Below are 21,477 nucleotides of genomic sequence, written 5' to 3' on the forward strand. Positions count from 1 at the left end.
TCAGCTTGTGTAAACGATACCATTTATCCAGACTTGATCACGCTTTCGGGCGCGCTGTTGTGCTACTTTTTACCGATGCCTCTTTGGCTTTTGACGCTTACCAGGATCTCACATGGAAAAATTCAACCCGGTCGATCACCCGCATCGCCGTTACAATCCACTGATTGATCAATGGATTTTAGTTTCACCTCATCGGGCCAAACGTCCGTGGCAAGGCGCGCAGGAAACTCCGGCGGTGAATACTTTACCGGCGCATGATCCGGACTGTTTCCTGTGTGCCGGAAACACCCGTATCACCGGCGACAAAAACCCGGATTATGCTGGCACGTATGTTTTTACCAATGACTTTGCCGCACTGATGACTGACACACCTGACGCGCCCGAGAGCGACGATATCCTGATGCGCTGTGAAAGCGCACGCGGCACCAGTCGGGTCATCTGCTTCTCGCCCGATCACAGCAAAACCCTGCCGGAGATGTCACTGAGCGCGCTGGAGGAAGTGGTACGCACCTGGCAGACGCAGACCGCCGATCTGGGTCAGCACTATCCGTGGGTGCAGGTATTTGAGAACAAAGGTGCGGCGATGGGCTGCTCCAACCCACATCCGCACGGTCAGATCTGGGCCAACAGCTTCCTGCCGAATGAAGCGCAGCGCGAAGATGACCATCAGCGCGACTATTTCGCTAAACATGGCTCGCCGATGCTGGTCGATTATCTGGCCCGCGAGCTTCAGGATGGCAGCCGTACCGTGGTGGAAACCGAACACTGGCTGGCCGTAGTGCCGTGGTGGGCCGCCTGGCCGTTTGAAACCCTGCTGCTGCCGAAAACACACGTTAAACAGCTGACGGACCTCAATGAGGCGCAGCGTACCGATCTGGCAAAAGCGATTAAGCTGCTGACCAGCCGCTATGACAACCTGTTCCAGTGCTCCTTCCCCTACTCGATGGGCTGGCACGGCGCGCCGTTTAACGGCGAAGCCAACGACCACTGGCAACTGCATGCTCACTTCTATCCACCGCTGCTGCGTTCAGCAACGGTGCGTAAATTTATGGTTGGCTATGAAATGCTGGCCGAAACCCAACGCGATTTAACGGCGGAACAGGCGGCGGAACGTCTGCGTTCTGTCAGCGACGTCCACTTCCGTGAGGCACAACAATGAGCTTAAAAACCATCACGCAGCAGCTTTTCTCTGACACTTTCGGTTACGCTGCTACGCATACCATTCAGGCCCCAGGCCGCGTTAACCTGATTGGCGAGCACACAGACTATAACGACGGTTTCGTGTTGCCGTGCGCCATCGATTACCAGACGGTCATCGCCTGTGCCCGTCGGAACGATCGCCAGATCCGCGTGGTCGCTGCCGATTATGAGAATGCGCAGGATACCTTCTCACTGGATGAGGAGATCGTCAGCGTGAAGGAACCGATGTGGGCCAACTATGTGCGCGGCGTGGTAAAACATCTGCAGAAACGTCATGCCGATTTCGGCGGCATCGATATGGTGATCAGCGGCAACGTGCCACAGGGCGCGGGCCTCAGTTCATCTGCCTCGCTGGAAGTCGCGGTTGGCACGGTGGTGCAGCAACTCTATAACCTGCCGCTGGATGGCGCAGCTATCGCCGTTAATGGCCAGGAAGCGGAGAACCAGTTTGTGGGCTGTAACTGCGGCATCATGGACCAGTTGATCTCCGCTCTGGGCCAGAAAGATCACGCCATGCTGCTCGACTGCCGTACACTGGGCACCCGTCCGGTGTCGATGCCGGAAGATATCGCCGTGGTGATCATCAACTCCAACTTCCGTCGTACGCTGGTCGGCAGCGAATACAACACCCGCCGTGAGCAGTGTGAAGCGGGCGCACGTTTCTTCAATAAGAAGGCACTGCGTGACGTTGAGCTGAATGAGTTTGAAGCGGCGCAGGCGCAGCTCGACCCACAGGTGGCCAAACGCGTGCGTCACGTGCTGACCGAGAATGCCCGTACTCTGGAAGCCGCCGATGCGCTGACTCAGGGCGACCTGACCCGTATGGGCCAGCTGATGGCCGAATCTCACGCCTCTATGCGTGACGATTTCGAAATCACCGTGCCGCCGATCGACACCCTGGTTGAGATCGTTAAAGCACAGATTGGTGAGCGCGGCGGCGTCCGTATGACCGGCGGCGGCTTTGGTGGCTGCATCGTGGCACTGATGCCACTGGACCTCGTCGATCAGGTTAAAGCTGCCGTCGCGGAGCAGTATGAAGCCGCGACCGGTATTAAAGAGACCTTCTACGTCTGTAAAGCCTCCGAAGGAGCTGGCCAATGCTGAATGACGTTAACTCCCATGCGCCCGACGGTCAGCCGTGGCGCATAACGGTGCTGCGCAATGCCAATGGCATGCTGGCAACCTTTATGGACTGGGGCGCGACCTGGCTTTCCGCCCGCGTGCCAATGCAGGATGGAACGGTGCGTGAAGCGCTGCTCGGTTGCGCCACGCCTTCTGACTACCTGCATCAGGATGCCTATCTGGGTGCCACGGTGGGCCGTTACGCCAACCGTATCGCCGGGGCAAAACTCAATAAACTGAACCGCCAGCTGGTACCCAACCAGGGTGCACATCAGCTGCATGGCGGACCGGAAGGCTTTGATAAACGTCGCTGGCAGATTGTCAGTCAGTCCGATAGCGAAGTGCACTACCGCATCGATTCGCCGGATGGCGACCAGGGCTATCCGGGCAATCTGATTGCCGACCTGCGCTATCAGCTGGATGACCAGAACTGCCTGAGCATCAGCTATGAAGCGCGCTGCGATCAGCCCTGCCCGGTCAATCTGACCAACCATGCCTACTTTAATCTTGATGCGCATCATGGCGACGCACGCCAGCATCGCTTACAACTGCACGCCGACCATTATTTGCCGGTCGACAGCGAGGGCATTCCGAATGCGCCGCTGAAAGCGGTCACCGATACCAGCTTTGATTTCCGCAACGCCAAAGTTGTGGCGCAGGATTTTTTGGCAGATGACGACCAGCGCGCCGTGAAGGGCTATGACCATGCGTTTCTGCTTAACAGCGCTGGCGACGAGAGTCAGCCTGCGGCAGAACTCTGGTCGGAAGATGGCAAATTACAGCTCAGCGTGACCACGTCAGCCCCGGCGTTGCAGTTCTACTCCGGCAACTATCTGGCGGGCACTCGTGCCCGTGAGCAGGCGAGCTATACTGCATTTCAGGGCATTGCGCTGGAGAGTGAATTTTTACCGGATTCGCCTAATCATGCTGAGTGGCCTCAGCCTGATTGCTGGCTGCAGCCGGGAGATCGCTGGGAATCGGTGACGCGTTATCGCTTTACACCACGCTGAGCCTCCGGCTGAAAAACGCGCAGTGCGTCACACACAGGCTTACGCGCTGCTCGCTTTTCCGTTATGGTATGGCGCAATCAGCTCGTGTATCAGGCGGGCAGCAGCAGGTTTCCAATCTCACAGAAACATCACAGTATTAAGGAGTTAAGCTATGGCTGTAACTAAGCTGGTTCTGGTGCGACACGGCGAAAGCCAGTGGAACAACGAAAACCGCTTTACCGGTTGGTATGATGTTGACCTTTCTGAGAAAGGTCGTGGCGAAGCCAAATCAGCAGGTCAGTTGCTGAAGAAAGAGGGCTTTGTTTTTGATTTCGCTTACACCTCTGTACTGAAGCGTGCGATTCACACGCTGTGGAATGTACTGGATGAGCTGGATCAGGCCTGGCTGCCGGTTGAGAAAACCTGGCGTCTGAACGAGCGTCACTACGGTGCGCTGCAGGGTCTGGATAAAGCTGAAACTGCCGCCAAATATGGCGACGAGCAGGTTAAGCAGTGGCGTCGCGGCTTTGCCGTCACCCCGCCAGAGCTGGATCGTTCTGATGAGCGCTTCCCGGGCCATGACCCGCGTTACGCGAAACTGACTCCAGAGCAGCTGCCAACCACCGAAAGCCTGGCGCTGACCATCGACCGTGTTATCCCTTACTGGAACGACACCATTCTGCCGCGCATTAAAAGCGGTGAGAAAGTGATCATTGCCGCACACGGCAACTCACTGCGTGCGCTGGTGAAATATCTGGATAACCTGAGCGAAGATGAAATCCTCGAACTGAACATCCCTACCGGCGTACCGCTGGTCTATGAGTTCGATGAAAACTTCAAACCGCTGAAACGCTACTACCTGGGCGACCAGGACGAGATTGCCGCGAAAGCCGCAGCCGTTGCGAATCAGGGTAAAGCGAAGTAATTCCTCGCTGAAAGGCAAAAAGGCCAGACGAAAGTCTGGCCTTTTTTATTAATGACAAAGTCAGGTCAGGAATCAACCGCGGCGCTGTTTGACCGCTGCCGCCAGCTGACGCAGCACTTTGTCGGTATCTTCCCAGCCGATACAGGCGTCGGTGACGCTTTTGCCATAGACCAGTGGCGCGCCGCTCTCCAGGCTCTGGTTGCCTTCCACCAGATGACTCTCAATCATCACACCGACAATCGCCTGCTCCCCGTTTATCAGTTGCTGTGAAACATCATCAGCCACGACCATCTGACGCTGGAACTGCTTGCTGCTGTTGGCGTGGCTGAAATCGATCATCACCTGCTGTGGCAGACCCGCTTTTGCCAGACCCTCTTTGACCTCAGCCACATGCTGCGCGCTGTAGTTTGGCGCTTTACCGCCGCGCAGAATGATATGACAATCACCGTTGCCACTGGTTTCCACAATGGCGGAGTGACCATACTTCGTCACTGACAGGAAACAGTGTGGCGAACCCGCCGCGTTAATCGCATCGATCGCGACCTTAATGGTGCCATCGGTGCCGTTTTTGAAACCGACCGGACAGGACAGACCCGATGCCAGCTCGCGGTGAACCTGAGATTCCGTGGTACGCGCACCAATCGCGCCCCAGCTCATCAGGTCTGCCATATATTGCGGGGTAATCATATCCAGAAACTCACCCGCCGCCGGTAAACCACTGTCGTTGATATCCAGTAGCAGCTTACGCGCCAGACGCAGACCGTCGTTGAGCTGATAACTGTTGTCCATATACGGATCGTTAATCAGCCCTTTCCAGCCCACCGTAGTGCGCGGCTTCTCAAAATAGACCCGCATCACCACTTCCAGCTCGCCTTTTAGCTCATCACGCAGCGCCAGCAGGCGGTCGGCATACTCTTTCGCCGCTTCTGTGTCATGAATGGAGCAGGGACCAATCACCACCAGCAGGCGGTCATCCTTGCCCTGCAGAATCTGATGAATCGCCTGACGGGCCTGTGAAACGGTCTGTGCAGCACGATCGGTCGCCGGGAATTTTTCGAGCAGCGCAACCGGAGGTAACAGCTCTTTAATCTCTTTGATGCGTAAGTCATCGTTCTGGTAATTCATACTGATTCCATATTATTTCTGGCCCGGCGCCCGCCGGACACAACCTGCCCAATGTAGCCCGAAGCGCCAGGGGTGTAAATTCCCACTGCGGGTAAAATGTGCGGGTCATATTTGCATTAATCAGGTTAGCGACTAGACTTTTTAACAGTAAGCACTGAGGAACATTCCGCTTACCAAATTTAATCACCCTGTTTAAGCCAGCCGGCGAATTATATTTCGTCAGGGATTTTATTACCCGAAATTGCACCTCTGGGCTTAAAGCAACTTCATTTATTAACGGGAGCATAATGATGAAAAAGTTAGCCTTAGTTTTTTTGACAGCAGCAATGACACTGAGCAGTGGTGCGGTACTGGCCGCGGACAGCAGCAGCAATAACGGTACAGCTAACCAGGCGGCCAGTGCAGGTGCAGCAGCGGGCGGAGCGAAAGAGAATCTGCCGCCAAATAAAGTTGATAACGACAAAATTAATAACACTGGTAATGACACTAATCCTGCAACGTCTGGCAGCACCACCAGCCAGGGTAATATGTCTGCTAACGAAATGGACCAGAACGCCCAGTGTAAAGATGGCAAATGTCCAAACATCAATAAAAAAGTTCAGACTAAAGTGGGCGGCGGTGACGTAGATACTAAAACCGACGGTACTACTCAGTAATTCTGTTTAACCCGGATTGCTTCGGCTTTCCGGGTTTTTCTCCCCTCTGCCCCACTCTTCCGCTATGCTAATCCTGTGAAATTTACAGGGAATCCTTCATGGCCGTTTTGCTTCTGATTGACGATCATCCGCTGGTTGAAGTGGCACTTGAAGCCGCCCTGAGCCAGTCACCCATTCCGGTTCAGCTCCTCTCTGCCAGCAGTGAAAAAGCCGCCCGTCCCCTGCTTCAGCAGCCACTGGACATTATCGTGCTGGATATCGGCCTGCCGGATAGTGATGGGCTGGAGCTCCTGCGTCGCCTGAAGATCCATCGGCCCGATTGCCCGGTCCTCATCTACTCTGCGCAGCAGACCCGCCACTATGTGCGCCGCGCCCAGGCGTTGGGTGCCGCTGGTTACGTCGTGAAGAGTCAGCGCATGGCGCAACTGCTCAGCGCCATCCTGGCCGTGCTCGGCGGGCAGATGGCTTTCCCGGAGATGGATGATGAGCCTGAACTCCCGTTAACCCAGAAAGAGCGGCAGATTCTGGCACTCCTGGCCAGCGGTCTGTCTAATCTGCAAATCGCTGCGCAGCTGCACATCAGCAACAAAACGGTCAGCACCCATAAAAAGAATATTCTGGAAAAAACCGGTGCCCGTTCGGTGGTTGAGCTGGCTGACCTGTGGAAGGCGCAGTTATGAGAGTTTTTCTGCTGATGCTGCTGTTGCTGTGCGGCTCCGTCCTGGCTGAGGTGCGTCCGGTGAGCAGCGTCAATCTGCCGATGATGCTGCCAGTGACGCACGCAGAAACGATGCAGGGCAAAATCCTGCGCGTCGGCCTGCTGGAAGAAAACCATGCACCCTGGGCGATGCGCATCGGCAATGACCTCTATGGCATTAATGCCGACTATCTTTCTGCGCTGCGACAGCTTACTGGTGCGCAGTTCACGCTCAATCTTTACAGCGATCAGCAACATCTGATGCAGGCACTGAGCAGCGGCCAGATCGATTTTGCGCTGGGCATGTGGGCCACACCCCTGCCAGCGGGCACCCTGAGCAGCGATAACTGGTATAGCAGCCCGCTGCGGGTCTACCGCAATCAGCAAAACCAGCGTGCCGTGATGTTTAACAGCCAGAATGCCCAGCTGGCGATCAGCAACAGCACGCTGGCTCAGCTGCCGCCCGCGCTGGCGGCCCGCCACAGTTTCAGACGCTACAGCAGCGATCTGCAGGCGCTCTATACCCTGCTCAATCAGCAGAATGACTATGTGGTGGCGGATGAGACCAGCGCCGGTTTTCTGTTAAGCCAGCTTCAGCAGGGCCAGATTTACCAGATCGCTTCCCACATCGAAGCCGGACAACTCAATCTGCGCGCGGTGGCGCGTGATCCCCAGCTTATCAGCTGGATTAATCAGAGCCTGCGGCAGTTGCCAGCGGAACTGATGAACACGCTACAGGCCCGCTGGAGCAGTAACCTGCCGCGCTATCAGGATACGCAGACCCTGATGCTCAGCCCTGATGAACGCGCCTGGATCGCCGGGCATCCGCGTATTACCTACACCGCCGAACCGGACAACTACCCCTGGAGCTACCGCGATGCCAGCGGGACCGCCAGAGGCTACGGCGTGGATTTACTGAAAGCGATAGCACAGAGCACCGGGTTGCAGTTTGAACCGGTGTGGGTCAGCAATCCCCGCCAGGCCAGCACCCTGATTGAGCAAAAGCAGGCGATGCTCCAGTTGATGCAACCGCTTAATGGTGATGCGATGCAGAGCACCTCGCTGCCGGTATGGCGTGCACTGTGGGGCATCTACAGCATCCAGTCCGACACGCTGGCGAACTGGCGTGACCTGCGCGGCAAACGGATTGGCGTATTACAGGATGATCTGGCGCTGCGTCTGTTGCCTGCGGAGCTACAGCCGCAGCAGTTTGCCGATCGTAATAGCCTCTATGACGCGCTGGCAAAAGGGCAGATCGATGTGCTGGTTGATAACGTGCTCTCCGCCCGCTGGCGTATCGCCAGCCGCGATGATGCGCGCATCCACCTGGCCTTTGCCGCCAGCGATATCGCCTGGCCCATCGCGCTGGGTGTCACACCGGACCAGGCGGTGCTGCGCACGCTGCTGGACCGCGCTTTGCAGCAGATCCCAGCCGATACCCAGAGCCAGATGCGTGACAGCTGGTCAACGCCGCCGCAGCCTGGCAGTGTGATGGTCATGGGGTCGCTGCCGATGATGGTGCTGGCGGTGGCCGGTGCAGCGATTGTGCTGCTGTTACTGTTGCTGGCACGCCGTTACTGGCAGCAGCGCCGGGAGCGTCAGCAACGCGAACAGGCAGAGCACGCTAACGCGATGAAGAGCCAGTTTCTGGCGACCGTCAGCCACGAGCTTCGCACGCCGATGCAGGCGATCCTCGGACTGCTTGAGCTTGAGAAGCAGCAGCACAGCAGCCAGAACCTGACGTTGTTGCACAGCAGCGCACAATCGTTGCTGACCCTGCTGAATGACCTGCAGGATCATGCGCGCATCGAGAGCAACAGTTTTACCCTGGCACCCCGTCCGCTGGCGCTGGCGCAGTGGCTCAGTCAGCAGCAGCACTTTTATCATCCGTTAATGCGGGGTGACGGTCCGCGTCTGATCGTCGAAGCCCTGACGCCGCTGCCTGACACGGTGCTGATCGATACCGACCGTTTGCAGCAGGTGGTGAACAACCTGATGACTAATGCGCTGAAATTTACCCGCCACGGCGCGATTCGCCTGACCCTGGCTGCCCAGGATCAACAGCTGATTCTCACCGTGAGCGACAGCGGCAGCGGTATCCCGCCCGAGGAACAGCAGAAGCTGTTTGACCCGTGGTATCAGGCACCGTCCGGAAAATCGGTCTCGGTGCAGGGCAGCGGCCTGGGACTGTTCATCTGCCGGGAAATGGTGCTGCGGATGGGCGGTGATATCCGGCTCGCCTCTGAACCCGGTCGCGGCACCCAGGTCACCGTGTCGCTGCCGCTGGAGGCCTGCGCGCCAGCAAGCCACGTGAACGAGACGGCCCTGCCCGGCTTGCCGCAGCTTCGGGTGGCGATTGTTGATGACCATCCGACCAATCTGCTGGTGATGCAGCAGCAGCTGGCGCGCTTTGCGATTCAGGCTGACATCTTTGAACACGGGCGCGCGCTATTGCAGGCCGATGCACATGAGCCTTATGACCTGCTGTTTATCGACCAGATGATGCCGCGTCCCGACGGCACGCTGCTGCTGCGGATACTGCGTCGGCGTGACCGCCAGCGGAGACGGCAGGCGGTACGGGTGCTCTGCTCGGCTGATGCGCAGCTGCTGTCGCGCGCCCTGGAGGAGCGGGAGCGGGTATTGATCAAACCGGTGCAGTTAACCGATCTCAGCGCGCTGCTGGCAGATTGGCAGCAGGAGTGGCAGGACGATCCTCTGGCGTCGCTGGATGACAATCTGTGGCAACTGGCACAGCAGAATGAAAAATTCCTCCGCCGACTGAGCCATACGCTGCACAGCACCGTGACGCAGGATCTGGCGTTGATGCACGAGGCGCACGATCGCGCGGACTGGACGCAGTTCGCCGAGGCAGCACACCGGATGAAAGGAAGCTGGTTACTGGTCGGGCTGGAGCATGGCGCGCAGATCAGCCAGCAACTGACGGAGCAGGTAAAACAGAATCAGGACACGTCTGAGACGTGGCAATTACTGATATTATTAGCAAACAGGTTACTGAAAAAACTGGAAACTTATGGCACACACCCACACTCATAGCGGGCAGGATAGTAATCGCACGCGTCTGGCGGCCGCCTTCGGGGTGACCGTCGTCTTCATGGTTGCTGAAGTCATTGGCGGCTGGCTCTCTGGTTCACTGGCGTTGCTGGCGGACGCCGGACATATGCTGACCGATGCCGCCGCACTGCTGATGGCCTTGCTGGCGGTCCATTTCTCACGCCGTAAACCCAATGCACGGCACACCTTTGGCCTGCTGCGTCTGACCACAGTCGCGGCGTTTGTTAACGCCATTGCGCTGCTCGGCATTACTGCGCTGATCGTCTGGGAGGCAGTGCGCCGCTTTGCCGACCCGCAACCGGTCACCGGCGGACTGATGCTGGGCATCGCGATAGGTGGCCTGCTGGCCAATATTCTGTCGTTCTGGCTCCTGCATCACGGCAGCGGAGAGAAGAACCTTAACGTGCGTGCGGCAGCGCTGCACGTGATGGGCGACCTGCTTGGTTCAGTGGGCGCGATTGTGGCGGCGGTGATCATTCTGCTGACCGGCTGGACGCCAATCGACCCGATTCTGTCATTGCTGGTGTCACTGCTGGTGCTGCGCAGCGCCTGGTCGCTGCTGCGTGAGAGTCTGCAGGAGTTACTGGAAGGGGCACCGCATTCCGTGGATGTGAACAAGCTGATACGCGATCTCACCCTGAACATTGCCGAGGTACGCAATGTTCACCATGTGCATCTATGGCAGGTGGGCGAAAAGCCGCTGCTGACGCTGCATGCTCAGGTGATCCCGCCTTACGATCATGATGCGCTGCTGCATCGCATTCACGACTATCTGCGCGAGAACTATCAGATTGCGCACGCAACGGTGCAGATGGAGTATCAGCCCTGTGCTGGCGCCGAGTGTGAACTCGGTTTAAGCAGCGCGCCTGCCACCCGTCATGACCACAGTCATTCTCACGACCCTGATCATGACCATGCTCATGCTCATGCTAAAGGCAAAGCGCATACTCACTGAGCCGACAGCGCGCGGGAACCCTGTTGCCGCGCGCTGCGGATCCACATGCGTGATCCGTTTAGCGCTATCAGCGTCAGAATGACATACTCCAGCGACATCGCATAAACGCCCTGACGGGCGAAAATCATTACGCTAATCACATTGATGATGACCCACAGCAGCCAGTTCTCAACATATTTGCGCGTCATCAGCACCATCGCGGCAATCGACAACACCATCATGCAGGAATCCCAGAACGGGAATGCATCCGGCTGCAACACGGGCATTGCCACCGACAGGCCAGGACCGTTCATTAGCGTCACTGCCGCGCGGGTTAACAGCGCAAACACCGGATCGATGTAGAGGGTCATCAGCGCAATCGCAATCACACAACCAGCTGCCCAGGCCAGCGCTTTAGGCAGAGGCAGCCAGCGGATTTTCAGCGCTGCCTGGTGATCTTCTGTCTGACGGCTCCAGGCGTACCAGCCGTAGATATTGGCGGCAAAGAAGAAGAGCTGCAGCAGCAGGCTGGCGTAGAGCTGGATCTGAAAGAAGATCACCGCAAACAGCGTGACGTTAATCAGGCCGAAGGGATAGTTGATGATCTTTTCCAGGCTGGCAAACCAGATACAGAGCAGGCCTGCGAGCGTGCCGATGGCCTCAATCCATGAGAGATCGTAGCCTCCGGCACCCAGAGGAATATGAACCAGAATATTATGTGTGCTGAAGAAATCCATGCAAAGCACCTGTCCGGGAACGCTTAGGCGTTGCCCTTCACGTTGAGTTTAAGTTCCGCTGCAAAGGATAGCATGCGATTAAGCGGCAGTAACGCCGCCTCTCGCAGCGTCTCGTCCACCTGAATCTCATGTTCCACCCCACCCGACTCTAGCGCCTCTGCAATGGCTTTAAGGCCGTTCATCGCCATCCACGGACAGTGGGCACAGCTGCGGCAGGTTGCACCTTCACCGGCGGTCGGCGCTTCCAGCAGCTCTTTGTCTGGCACCGCCTGCTGCATTTTGTAGAAAATGCCGCGATCGGTGGCGACAATCATCTGCGGATGCGGCAGGGACTTTGCCGCCTGAATCAGCTGGCTGGTCGAGCCGACCGCATCCGCCAGATCGACGATTGCCTGCGGTGACTCAGGATGCACCAGCACCGCCGCATCGGGATAGAGCGCTTTCATGCGCTGCAGCGCCTGGGTTTTGAACTCGTCATGCACGATGCAGGCGCCCTGCCAGCACAGCACATCCGCGCCCGACATCCGGGTGACGTAGCGGCCAAGGTGACGATCCGGTGCCCAAATGATCTTTTCACCCAGACTGTCGAGATGCTCGATCAGCTCTACCGCAATGCTGGATGTGACCACCCAGTCGGCCCGCGCTTTGACGCCCGCCGAGGTATTGGCATAGACCACAACGGTGCGATCAGGGTGCGCATCACAAAAAGCGTTAAACTCCTCGATCGGACAGCCAAGATCCAGTGAGCACTCCGCCTGCAGAGTCGGCATCAGCACGGTTTTTTCGGGACTGAGGATTTTGGCGGTTTCACCCATAAAACGCACGCCCGCTACCAGCAGCGTGGTCGCCGGATGATTGCTGCCGAAACGCGCCATCTCCAGCGAGTCGGAGACGCAGCCACCGGTCTCTTCCGCCAGTGCCTGAATTTCCGGATCGGTGTAATAGTGCGCCACCATTACCGCGTTTCGCGCCTTCAGAAGCGCTTTGATTTTCTCACGGTAAAACGCCTTTTCATCGTCACTCAGGCGGGCTGGTTTTGGCGGGAAAGGATAAACGGCGCTTTCAGGATCGAACATCACACTCATGACACAGCTCTCGTTTTGTCTAATTAACGAAAATCGCCTGATAAGGCGAATCGTGGCGAATAACCCGCCTTAATGTTTTATATGCTAAACAAGATAGCGGAAAAGCCACACTGTGTCGTGAGATTTTTACTCGGCCTGCATTACAGCACCTGCCCTGCCCGGCTGCGTTTCTTCCGCCAGCGCCCGCGGTTTCTGTGGCGCTTCCAGTGCCAGCAGGAAGGCTTTGATATCCAGCCCGCCCGCAAAGCCGGTCAGCTTGCCGTTGGCACCAATCACGCGATGGCACGGCGCGACGATGGAGAGGGGATTACGACCGTTGGCCGCGCCGACCGCACGCACCGCCAGCGGATGACCGATCTCCCGTGCAATCTGGCTGTAGCTGCGCGTCTCACCAAATGGGATCGCCACCAGCGCCTGCCAGACTTTTTTCTGAAAGTCGGTGCCGACCATGTCGAGCGGCAACGCAAAACAGCGACGAGCGCCGGTAAAGTACTCAGTGAGCTGACGCTCGGTTTCGATCAGAATGGGATGATCGTCATTGCGCGTTTGCGGCAAAAACCGGGTGCGTTTCGGATCGTCGTTTTCCCACAAGATCCCCGCCAGGCCACTATCGCTGGCGACCAGTTTCAGCTCGCCTACCGGGGTAACTATCGGTTTGAAGTAGTACATGGTGATTCTCCCGTCACGATTCCGACACCCAGTATCGCACTTTTCATCAGCCTGACTGGCTGTTTTCGGTCATGGTTATAAACTGTTGTGCTGTCCGAATACAGCCAGTCTGCCGGAATTCACCGGTGTAGGCTGCGCTTATTTACCGGAGAAATGACATGCTCGATCCCGACATTGCCTATCAGGCGCTGACCTCTCGTGATACACGCTTTGACGGCGTTTTCTTTGTGGGCGTGACCTCAACCGGCATCTATTGCCGTCCGGTCTGCCCGGTCAAAGCGCCGATGCAGAAGAACTGCCTTTTCTTCAGCAGCGCCGAGGCGGCGGAGAAAGCACGCTTCAGACCCTGCCTGCGCTGTCGGCCTGAGCTGGCTCCCGGCAATGCGCCGGTTGATCAGCCGCATCGCGTGGCGGAGCAGCTGATTCAGCGTATTGAAGAAGGGATGCTGGAGGAACGCGAAGGACTGGAGGCGATTGCCGCTGAATTCGGTCTCAGCCTGCGTCAGCTGCGCCGTATTGTGCAGCATGAACTCGGCGTCTCGCCACTGGAGCTGAAGCAGACGCGGCGAATGCTGCTGGCAAAGCAACTGCTGACAGAAACGCAATTGCCGGTCACAGAAGTCGCCTACGCCAGCGGCTTCAACAGCCTGCGCCGTTTCAATGATGTTTTCCAGGCGCGCTACCGTATGACGCCGAGCGCGCTGCGCCGTGACGATACAGGCACGAAACGTGCGCAGCCTGGCGACCGCGTGACGCTGCGGCTGGCTTATCGCCCTCCCTACGATTGGGCGGCGATGCTCTGGTTTTTGCAGACACATCTGATGAAAGAGGTTGAGGCAGTGGAAGATGGCTGCTGGCGACGCACCGTGGCGCTGGGACGCTGCCGGGGCTGGGTCAGTGTTTCCCATCTGCCGCAGAAGAACGCGCTGCAGGTGACGCTCTCAACCTCACTGACGCCGGTTCTGCCGCTGCTGCTGCGCCGCCTGCGCGATCTGTTCGATCTCGACGCACAACCGCAGCGTATCGCCGCCTGTCTGGCTCAGGATCCGCTTCTGGCACCCAGCCTGATCGCACATCCGGGTCTGCGTGTGCCTGGCGCCTTCGATGCCTTTGAACTGGGCGTGCGCGCGATTATCGGCCAGCAGGTGACCGTCAAAGCCGCCACCACGGTCAGCAGCCGTTTTGCCGCTGCCTTTGGCGAGCCGTGTGAAACGCCGTTTGCGGATTTGACCCGCTACACCGCGCATCCTGAACGCATCGCCGGACTGACGGTAGACGATGTTGCGCCAATGGGAATTGTCAGCGCCGCCCGATCCCGCGCCATCCTCGCTTTTGCCGCTGCCTGCGCCAGCGGCGATCTGCGTCTCAGTGCCGCGCAGCCGCCTGATGAGGTGATAAAAAAGCTGGTCAGCCTGCCCGGCATTGGTCCCTGGACCGCGCACTATATCGCGATGCGCGCCCTGCGCTGGCCAGATGCTTTTCCCAAAGAGGATATCGCCATCCGTAATAATCTGGGCGGCATGTCATCCAAAGAAGCAGAGGCGCGCTCGCAATCCTGGCGTCCCTGGCGCAGCTATGCAGTGATGCATATCTGGGAGAGCCTGGCAGTGGCGAAGGTAAAGAAAAAGGCGTGACGGTGATAATTGAGAGTCATTCTTCTCAGCCGCGAATAAACCCGACGCGCAGGGAACAGTGTCAAAAGAGGACGGCACGGGCCTCACCCTGCGGTGATGTCCGTGCCCCGGAAACGAAAAAAGCGCCCAAAGGGCGCTTTTTTCTTAATTGGTGGGTCGTGCAGGATTGCCTCGGCCCATCCGGGGCCTCGCCCTGCGGGTGATGCTGACGCATCAGCCTGAATCGCCGGGCGATTCAGTCGAACCTGCTGCAGGTTCTCACCCTGCACGGTGACATCCGTACCCCGGAAACGAAAAAAGCGCCTTAAAGGCGCTTCTTTCTTAATTGGTGGGTCGTGCAGGATTCGAACCTGCGACCAATTGATTAAAAGTCAACTGCTCTACCAACTGAGCTAACGACCCGCTGGGGGCTTACAACCGTTCAGCGCGCCAGGCGGCTGAGATAAGATGGTGGGTCGTGCAGGATTCGAACCTGCGACCAATTGATTAAAAGTCAACTGCTCTACCAACTGAGCTAACGACCCATCTTAAGTTGTGAAGCAATGCTGAAGTGTTCTTCTTAAAACTGCGCGGTAAAAGCGCGTCTGAAGGAGATGGTGGGTCGTGCAGGATTCGAACCTGCGACCAATTGATTAAAAGTCAACTGCTCTACCAACTGAGCTAACGACCCATCTTCAGGCTTACCAGACACTTTTCAATGTGTCCCGGCAACGGCGGCATATATTACTGATTTAGCGGGGTAGCGCAACTCTTATTTCTGCCAAATGGTTCAGTTGCTTACCTTTCATACGGCAAGACCAGAAATCACACGATATCTGGTCTGAACCGGACAAATTACAGACCGCTCAGACGTTTCTGAGCTTGTTTAGCAGATTCGGTGTCTGGATAAAGTTTGATCACCTGCTGGAAGACCGCTTTGGCTTTCGCCGTGTCTTTTTTCTCCTGCATGATCACACCCACTTTCAACAACGCTTCTGCAGCTTTCGGCGACTTCGGATAGTTTTTTACTACCGTGGCGTAATAATAAGCCGCGTCGTCCTTTTTGCCTTTGTTGTAGTTCAGCTGACCCAGCCAGTAATTTGCATTCGGCTGATAGGTCGAATCAGGGTAACGTTTTACCCACGCCTGAAGCGCACTGATCGCCTGGTCATACTGTTTCTTCTCCAGAATCAGCGCCACAGCCGCATTGTAATCGCGGTTAGCGTCACCGGTCTGCGCAGGTGCGCTCTCCGTTGATGCTGCCGCGCCTGCGGATGCTGCTGCGCCTGTATCCGCTGTGGCATCGCTGCTGGCTGCCTGTTGCCCGCCGCTGCTGCTGGCGCTGCTCAGCGTGTCAATCTGCTGGTAAAGCTGCTTCTGCCGCTCAACCACCTGATTTAACTGATACGTGTTTTGCTGGATTTGCCCACGCAGCGCATCGATATCACGCTGGTTATCGCTCATCTGCTGCTGCAATTGCTGCATCAGCTGAGCCTGGGCATTAGAGATTCGTTCAAGAGTGGTGACACGGTCTTCGACCGAGCCGGAGCCAACGCTACTGATTGACGCTTGGGCATTAGCGGCCCAGGAGGCCGCTACGCCAATCAGTAACGACAGACTCAACAGATGACGTCTGAAGTTACTAACCATGTGATTCTCTTAGTAGACCAGAACGGCACGACGGTTTTTAGAATACGCTGCTTCGTCATGACCCAGAACGGCTGGCTTCTCTTTACCGTAAGAAACGATAGACATCTGATCAGCCGACACGCCTTTGCCCTGCAGGTACATTTTAACGGCGCTGGCACGACGTTCGCCCAGAGCGATGTTGTATTCCGGCGTACCGCGCTCATCCGCATGACCTTCGATGGTCACTTTATAGGATGGGTTGCTGCGCAGGAAGGTCGCGTGCTGATCCAGCATCTGTGCGTAATCAGACTGAACGTCATACTTGTCCAGGCCGAAGTACACGATGTTGTTCTGCTGCAGCTGCTGCATCTGCAGACGAGCCTGCTCGTCAGAAGACATGTTGCCGCCGTTGCCGTTCATGCCAGAATTTGCACCGTAAGCGCCATCAGCGCCTGAGCCAGTCTGGTCATTGTTGTTGTTTTTGTGTGAGCTACAAGCCGCTACTGCCAGAACCGGCAGAGCCAGCATCAAACCCTTCAGCACTTTGTTCAGTTGCATTTCAAAAATCCCATTATTGTTTATTGTTTGCGATGTCTGAATTGTCAGACATTACAGATACGGCGACCAGGCAGGAAATTTTACCTGTCCATCAGTTGCCGGAAGACGCGCTTTGAAACGGCCATCGGTTGAAACCAACTGCAACACGGAACCCATACCCTGAGTAGAGCTGTAGATTACCATTGTACCGTTTGGTGCCAGGCTCGGCGTTTCATCCAGGAACGTGTCCGTTAACGTTTGAACGGCTCCCGTTTCCAGATCCTGTTTGGCGACGTGTTGAGCACCACCGTTGGTGCTAATCATCACCATTGATTTACCATCTGTTGCCACATCCGCATCCTGGTTCTGACCACCTTCCCAGGTAATACGCTGTGGCGTGCCGCCATTCAGACCGACTTTATAAATCTGTGGGGCACCCGCCTGATCGGAGGTATAAGCCAGTGTCTGGCTGTCCGGGAACCAGGTCGGTTCAGTACTGTTATAACGACCATCCGTCACCTGACGCGTCTGACCTGAAGCCAGATCCATCACATAGAGGTTCAGGCTACCGGTTTTAGAGAGCGCGAAAGCGAGCTTAGATCCATCTGGCGAGAAGGCCGGGGCACCGTTGTGACGCGGATAAGAGGCGACCTGACGGATTGCACCGTTAGACAGCGTCTGAACCACCAGCGCAGATTTGCCGCTTTCAAAGGTCACGTAGGCAACTTTGCTGCCATCCGGAGACCAGGCTGGCGACATCAGTGGCTGTGGTGAGCGATGCACGACGAACTGGTTATAGCCATCGTAGTCAGCTACACGCAGTTCATACGGGAACTGGCCGCCATTGGTCTGCACGACATAGGCGATGCGGGTGCGGAAAGCGCCCTTAATGCCTGTCAGCTTCTGGAAGGTTTCGTCACTGGCAGTGTGAGCAGCATAACGCAGCCACTGCTTCGTGACTTTATAAGAGTTCTGTGCCAGCACAGTACCTGGCGCACCGCCAGTATCCACCAGCTGGTAAGAGACCTGATAGCTGCCGTCCGGGTTAGAAGCGACCTGACCGACGACAACGGCGTCGATGCCGAGTGCGCTCCACGCGGCAGGCTGAACTTCCTGTGCGCTGGTTGGCTGCTGTGGCAGACGTGAGCGGTCCAGTGGATTAAATTTACCACTGTTGCGCAGGTCAGCCGCCACGATGCCGCCGACATCTTCCGGCGCTGCGCCAGAACCGGCCCATTTAAACGGCACCACGCCAATCGGGCGCGCGGTGTTAACGCCCTGGGTGATCTCAATTCGAACTTCTGCATGCAGCATGGCTGCCCACAGCAGGATAAAAAAGCCTAACGTAACGCGAAGAGCTTGCTTCATTTTATCTCCCTTATCTGAACCTCAGTCCACGATAATTGGCACTGTTCCTGGAAACCACGAGTACAACATAAGTACGGCAAGCTAAACATAGATCAACTTGCCGACCGTGACTGCATTATTGCGGTTTAAAACGCATCGGGGCGTTTTTAAACACTTCGTAGACCGCCTGCGAAGGCGGCTTCGGAATACGTGCCTGTTTGGCGGCAGCAATCGCGGCCTGACAGAGCGCGGGATCACCACCCTCTGACTTAACATCAATCAACAAGCCATCAGGCGCAAGTTTAATCCGCAAATCACAGGTTTTTCCGCGATACAGATCGGCATCGTAGAATCGGCTCTGAATCGCACTCACGACCTGCCCCATGTAGGAGTTGATTTCTGCGCCAGATGCACCCGCTTTCTTCTGGTTTCCCTGCCCTGCTGCGCCACCAGAGGTGCCACTTTTCGGTGCATTTTTACCGGAAGTGAGTCCACCCAGCAAATCATCGACATCGCTGTCATTGGCCGCATCGGCGGCAGCTTTGGCTTTAGCATCTGCTTTGGCCTTAGCGGCAGCATCTGCCTTCGCTTTGGCCGCTGCATCGGCTTTCGCTTTAGCCGCTGCTTCCGCCTTCTCTTTGGCGGCTTCTTTAGCCGCTTCAGCTTTTTCTTTCGCGGCCTCTGCTGCTTTTTCTTTGGCTTCTGCGGCTTTCTCTTTTGCTTCTTCGGCCGCTTTGGCTTTTGCTTCCGCAGCCGCTTTCACTTTGGCCTCAGCCGCCGCTTTTGCATCCGCTTCAGATTTTGCCTTCGCTTCCGCAACGGCTTTCTCTTTGGCTGCAGCAGCAGCAGCGGCTTTCGCCTGCTGATCAGCCTGCTTCTTTGCGTCAGCCGCGGCCTGCTTCGCCTGCTCAGCGGTCGCTTTAGCCTGGGCATCCGCCTGGGCTTTGGCATCCGCTTTGGCTTTCGCTGCCGCTGCTTCAGCGGTTTTCTGCTGTTCCTGCGCCTGTTTAGCGGCGTCTTCTGCCGCTTTCTGCTGCTCAGCCTGCTGTTTAGCCTCTTCTTTCGCGGTTTCCTGCGCGGCTAAACGCTCTTTTTCCAGCGCTTTCAGACGCTGCTGTTCAGCAGCCTGTTTCTGTTGTAGCTCTTCAGCCTGCTGCTGCGCCTGCTTTTTACGCTGTTGCTCAGCCCGCTGGCTGTCGCTCTGCTGGTTCTGCTGACGATTATATTGACTCACGACGGCACCGGGATCGACCATCACTGCATCAATATCACTGCCTCCGCCACCCGCACTGCTGGGGTCAACGTGCTCATTAAACGAGCTCCAAATCAGCAGCGCGATCAGCACGATATGCAGAATCACCGAAATGATTATCGCGCGCTTTAACTTCTCGTTTTGCTCGGTTGCCTTCGACACACTCGGTTCCCAAAAAACGGTTCGATTTTAAATCGGCTGCGTCATCAAACCGACAGATTTAACACCCGCCTGATGCAGCAGGTTGAGCGCTTTAATAATTTCATCGTAAGGCACTTCTTTCGCGCCTCCGATCAAAAAGACCGTCTTAGGATTCGCTTCCAGTCGACGCTGCGCTTCGCTGATCACCTGCTCTGGCGGGAGCTGATCCATACGATCGTGATCCACGACCAGGCTGTACTGCCCCACACCCGCAACTTCAACAATCACCGGCGGATTATCATCGCTGGAAACCGTTTTAGAGTCGGTCGCATCAGGCAGATCCACTTCCACGCTCTGGGTAATAATGGGCGCCGTTGCCATGAAGATCAGCAGCAGCACCAACAGGACGTCCAGTAGCGGAACGATGTTGATTTCCGACTTCAGGTCGCGGCGTTTGCGACCACGTACTCTGGCCATCATTAACCTCTATTTACTTAGCGCTATCGCTGGAGAAAGCCTGGCGATGCAGAATGGCAGTGAACTCTTCCATGAAGTTGTCGTAGCCCTGCTCCAGTTTGTTCACGCGCTGGTTCAGACGGTTGTACGCCATCACCGCAGGAATCGCCGCAAACAGACCGATCGCAGTGGCAATCAGTGCTTCAGCAATACCCGGTGCGACCATCTGCAGCGTCGCCTGCTTTACCGCACCCAGCGCGATAAAGGCATGCATGATCCCCCAGACGGTACCGAACAGTCCGATATAAGGACTGATAGAACCGACGGTGCCGAGGAACGGAATGTGGTTTTCCAGCGCTTCCAGCTCACGGTTCATAGAGATACGCATCGCACGACTGGCACCTTCAATGACCGCTTCAGGCGCATGACTATTGGCGCGATGCAGACGGGCGAACTCTTTGAAGCCGGAGTAGAAAATCTGCTCCGAACCGCCCAGCTCTTCCCGGCGTTCCTGGCTCTCCTGATACAAACGCGAGAGTTCGATACCGGACCAGAATTTGTCTTCAAATGCCTCAGCTTCTCTTCCCGCCGCATTCAGAATACGTGTGCGCTGAATAATGATGGCCCAGGAGGCAATAGAAAAGCCGATCAAAATCAACATGATAAGTTTGACCAGAAGGCTCGCCTTCAGGAACAAATCAAGAATGTTCATGTCAGTCACTGCTTGAACTCCGCGACAATAGACTTGGGAAGCGCAATCGGCTTCATTAGATGAGGGTTAATGCAGGCAATCAGGACTTCTGCCTCATTGAGCACTTTGCCTTCGGTATTCACGATACGCTGAGTGAACGTCATGGTAGCCCGAGTCATTGAGGTGACCTCGCTCTGGATCTCCAGAAGGTCATCAAGACGCGCCGCCGCAAGATAGTCCACCGTTATGCGCCGCACCACAAAAGCGATCTGCTGTTCCAGCAGCGTATGCTGATTGAAATGATGCTGTCGCAACATTTCGGTACGTGCTCGTTCATAAAAAGCGATATAGCTGGCGTGATAAACCACGCCACCGGCATCAGTATCTTCGTAGTAGACCCGAACCGGCCAGCGAAACAGCGTTGTACTCACTCTACATCCCGGCCTCGTTTTAAACGTTGCTACTATACGCAAGAGAATTGGGGTTGGGAATGGCTCGTCAGAGCCAGGTGAAAATAATTATCGCGCCGTAACAAATGGAACGATTTCAGGGAGATTTATTGACCAGACGCTGACAAATATTCACTGACAGCGCCGGTGA

20 protein-coding genes, 3 tRNA genes and 1 other RNA gene are annotated in these 21,477 nt (G+C 56.5%); 9 read left to right on the plus strand and 15 right to left on the minus strand.

What is annotated here, in order from left to right; genetic code table 11:
- Positions 1–112: 112 nt before the first annotated feature.
- The 4 genes from galT to gpmA all read left to right on the plus strand — a co-directional run bounded on the left by galT (position 113) and on the right by gpmA (position 4,236).
- Positions 113–1,159 (plus strand): galactose-1-phosphate uridylyltransferase, encoded by a 1,047-nt coding sequence (gene galT, locus ACR8BF_RS13435; protein WP_179896452.1) that lies wholly within the window; start codon positions 113–115, stop codon positions 1,157–1,159.
- A complete protein-coding gene (gene galK, locus ACR8BF_RS13440; protein WP_434745108.1) occupies positions 1,156–2,304 on the plus strand; it encodes a galactokinase in 1,149 nt (382 codons plus the stop codon). Before galT ends, galK begins: the two co-directional genes overlap by 4 nt.
- Complete coding sequence (gene galM, locus ACR8BF_RS13445) at positions 2,298–3,332, plus strand: galactose-1-epimerase (RefSeq protein WP_179896456.1); 1,035 nt, start codon at positions 2,298–2,300, stop codon at positions 3,330–3,332. The genes galK and galM overlap by 7 nt, the downstream gene beginning before the upstream one ends.
- 151 nt (positions 3,333–3,483) lie before the next feature.
- Positions 3,484–4,236, plus strand: coding sequence for a 2,3-diphosphoglycerate-dependent phosphoglycerate mutase (gene gpmA / locus ACR8BF_RS13450; protein ID WP_003851893.1), 753 nt, complete (start codon positions 3,484–3,486; stop codon positions 4,234–4,236).
- A gap of 72 nt (positions 4,237–4,308) precedes the next feature.
- Here gpmA and aroG read toward each other — a convergent pair whose 3' ends face one another.
- A complete protein-coding gene (gene aroG / locus ACR8BF_RS13455) occupies positions 4,309–5,361 on the minus strand; it encodes a 3-deoxy-7-phosphoheptulonate synthase AroG (RefSeq protein WP_179896458.1) in 1,053 nt (350 codons plus the stop codon).
- 287 nt (positions 5,362–5,648) lie between these two features.
- Between aroG and ACR8BF_RS13460 the strand changes: the two genes are divergently transcribed.
- The 4 genes from ACR8BF_RS13460 to zitB all read left to right on the plus strand — a co-directional run bounded on the left by ACR8BF_RS13460 (position 5,649) and on the right by zitB (position 10,741).
- A complete protein-coding gene (locus ACR8BF_RS13460; RefSeq protein ID WP_179896460.1) occupies positions 5,649–6,017 on the plus strand; it encodes a YbgS-like family protein in 369 nt (122 codons plus the stop codon).
- A gap of 98 nt (positions 6,018–6,115) precedes the next feature.
- Positions 6,116–6,697: a response regulator transcription factor gene (locus ACR8BF_RS13465; RefSeq protein WP_179896462.1), complete on the plus strand. Its 582-nt coding sequence runs from the start codon at positions 6,116–6,118 to the stop codon at positions 6,695–6,697.
- A complete protein-coding gene (locus ACR8BF_RS13470) occupies positions 6,694–9,768 on the plus strand; it encodes an ATP-binding protein (RefSeq protein WP_434745109.1) in 3,075 nt (1,024 codons plus the stop codon). The genes ACR8BF_RS13465 and ACR8BF_RS13470 overlap by 4 nt, the downstream gene beginning before the upstream one ends.
- A complete protein-coding gene (zitB, locus tag ACR8BF_RS13475; protein ID WP_434745110.1) occupies positions 9,746–10,741 on the plus strand; it encodes a CDF family zinc transporter ZitB in 996 nt (331 codons plus the stop codon). The genes ACR8BF_RS13470 and zitB overlap by 23 nt, the downstream gene beginning before the upstream one ends.
- Here zitB and pnuC read toward each other — a convergent pair.
- The 3 genes from pnuC to ACR8BF_RS13490 form a co-directional block, all read right to left on the minus strand.
- Entirely contained in the window at positions 10,735–11,457 is a 723-nt protein-coding gene (gene pnuC / locus ACR8BF_RS13480) for a nicotinamide riboside transporter PnuC (protein ID WP_313699477.1), read from the minus strand. The two genes, zitB and pnuC, sit on opposite strands and share 7 nt — an antisense overlap.
- A gap of 23 nt (positions 11,458–11,480) precedes the next feature.
- A complete protein-coding gene (gene nadA, locus ACR8BF_RS13485; RefSeq protein WP_434745111.1) occupies positions 11,481–12,542 on the minus strand; it encodes a quinolinate synthase NadA in 1,062 nt (353 codons plus the stop codon).
- A gap of 126 nt (positions 12,543–12,668) precedes the next feature.
- Entirely contained in the window at positions 12,669–13,211 is a 543-nt protein-coding gene (locus tag ACR8BF_RS13490) for a methylated-DNA--[protein]-cysteine S-methyltransferase (RefSeq protein WP_434745112.1), read from the minus strand.
- Between the two features lie 158 nt (positions 13,212–13,369).
- Between ACR8BF_RS13490 and ACR8BF_RS13495 the strand changes: the two genes are divergently transcribed.
- Complete coding sequence (locus ACR8BF_RS13495) at positions 13,370–14,845, plus strand: AlkA N-terminal domain-containing protein (protein ID WP_434745113.1); 1,476 nt, start codon at positions 13,370–13,372, stop codon at positions 14,843–14,845.
- Positions 14,846–14,994: 149 nt separating this feature from the next.
- Here ACR8BF_RS13495 and ACR8BF_RS13500 read toward each other — a convergent pair.
- The 11 genes from ACR8BF_RS13500 to ybgC form a co-directional block, all read right to left on the minus strand.
- Positions 14,995–15,128, minus strand: a non-coding RNA gene (locus tag ACR8BF_RS13500) — RtT sRNA.
- Between the two features lie 43 nt (positions 15,129–15,171).
- Positions 15,172–15,247, minus strand: a tRNA-Lys gene (locus ACR8BF_RS13505).
- Between the two features lie 46 nt (positions 15,248–15,293).
- Positions 15,294–15,369: transfer RNA gene (locus ACR8BF_RS13510), tRNA-Lys, on the minus strand.
- 70 nt (positions 15,370–15,439) lie between these two features.
- A tRNA-Lys gene (locus tag ACR8BF_RS13515) sits at positions 15,440–15,515 on the minus strand.
- Between the two features lie 164 nt (positions 15,516–15,679).
- Positions 15,680–16,474 (minus strand): cell division protein CpoB, encoded by a 795-nt coding sequence (gene cpoB, locus ACR8BF_RS13520; RefSeq protein WP_434745114.1) that lies wholly within the window; start codon positions 16,472–16,474, stop codon positions 15,680–15,682.
- A gap of 9 nt (positions 16,475–16,483) precedes the next feature.
- Complete coding sequence (gene pal / locus ACR8BF_RS13525; RefSeq protein WP_090962904.1) at positions 16,484–17,011, minus strand: peptidoglycan-associated lipoprotein Pal; 528 nt, start codon at positions 17,009–17,011, stop codon at positions 16,484–16,486.
- 51 nt (positions 17,012–17,062) lie between these two features.
- On the minus strand, positions 17,063–18,358 hold the full coding sequence (tolB, locus tag ACR8BF_RS13530) for a Tol-Pal system beta propeller repeat protein TolB (RefSeq protein ID WP_313701731.1): 1,296 nt from the start codon (positions 18,356–18,358) through the stop codon (positions 17,063–17,065).
- 115 nt (positions 18,359–18,473) lie between these two features.
- Positions 18,474–19,751, minus strand: a complete 1,278-nt coding sequence (gene tolA / locus ACR8BF_RS13535) for a cell envelope integrity protein TolA (RefSeq protein ID WP_434745115.1) — start codon at positions 19,749–19,751, stop codon at positions 18,474–18,476.
- 27 nt (positions 19,752–19,778) lie between these two features.
- Positions 19,779–20,207 (minus strand): colicin uptake protein TolR, encoded by a 429-nt coding sequence (gene tolR / locus ACR8BF_RS13540; protein WP_003853140.1) that lies wholly within the window; start codon positions 20,205–20,207, stop codon positions 19,779–19,781.
- 13 nt (positions 20,208–20,220) lie between these two features.
- Entirely contained in the window at positions 20,221–20,907 is a 687-nt protein-coding gene (tolQ, locus tag ACR8BF_RS13545) for a Tol-Pal system protein TolQ (protein ID WP_090962944.1), read from the minus strand.
- On the minus strand, positions 20,904–21,308 hold the full coding sequence (gene ybgC / locus ACR8BF_RS13550; RefSeq protein WP_179896482.1) for a tol-pal system-associated acyl-CoA thioesterase: 405 nt from the start codon (positions 21,306–21,308) through the stop codon (positions 20,904–20,906). Before ybgC ends, tolQ begins: the two co-directional genes overlap by 4 nt.
- Positions 21,309–21,477: the final 169 nt, after the last annotated feature.

It is taken from the genome of Candidatus Pantoea rara (genome assembly GCF_051136265.1).
Taxonomy (GTDB): domain Bacteria; phylum Pseudomonadota; class Gammaproteobacteria; order Enterobacterales; family Enterobacteriaceae; genus Pantoea; species Pantoea rara.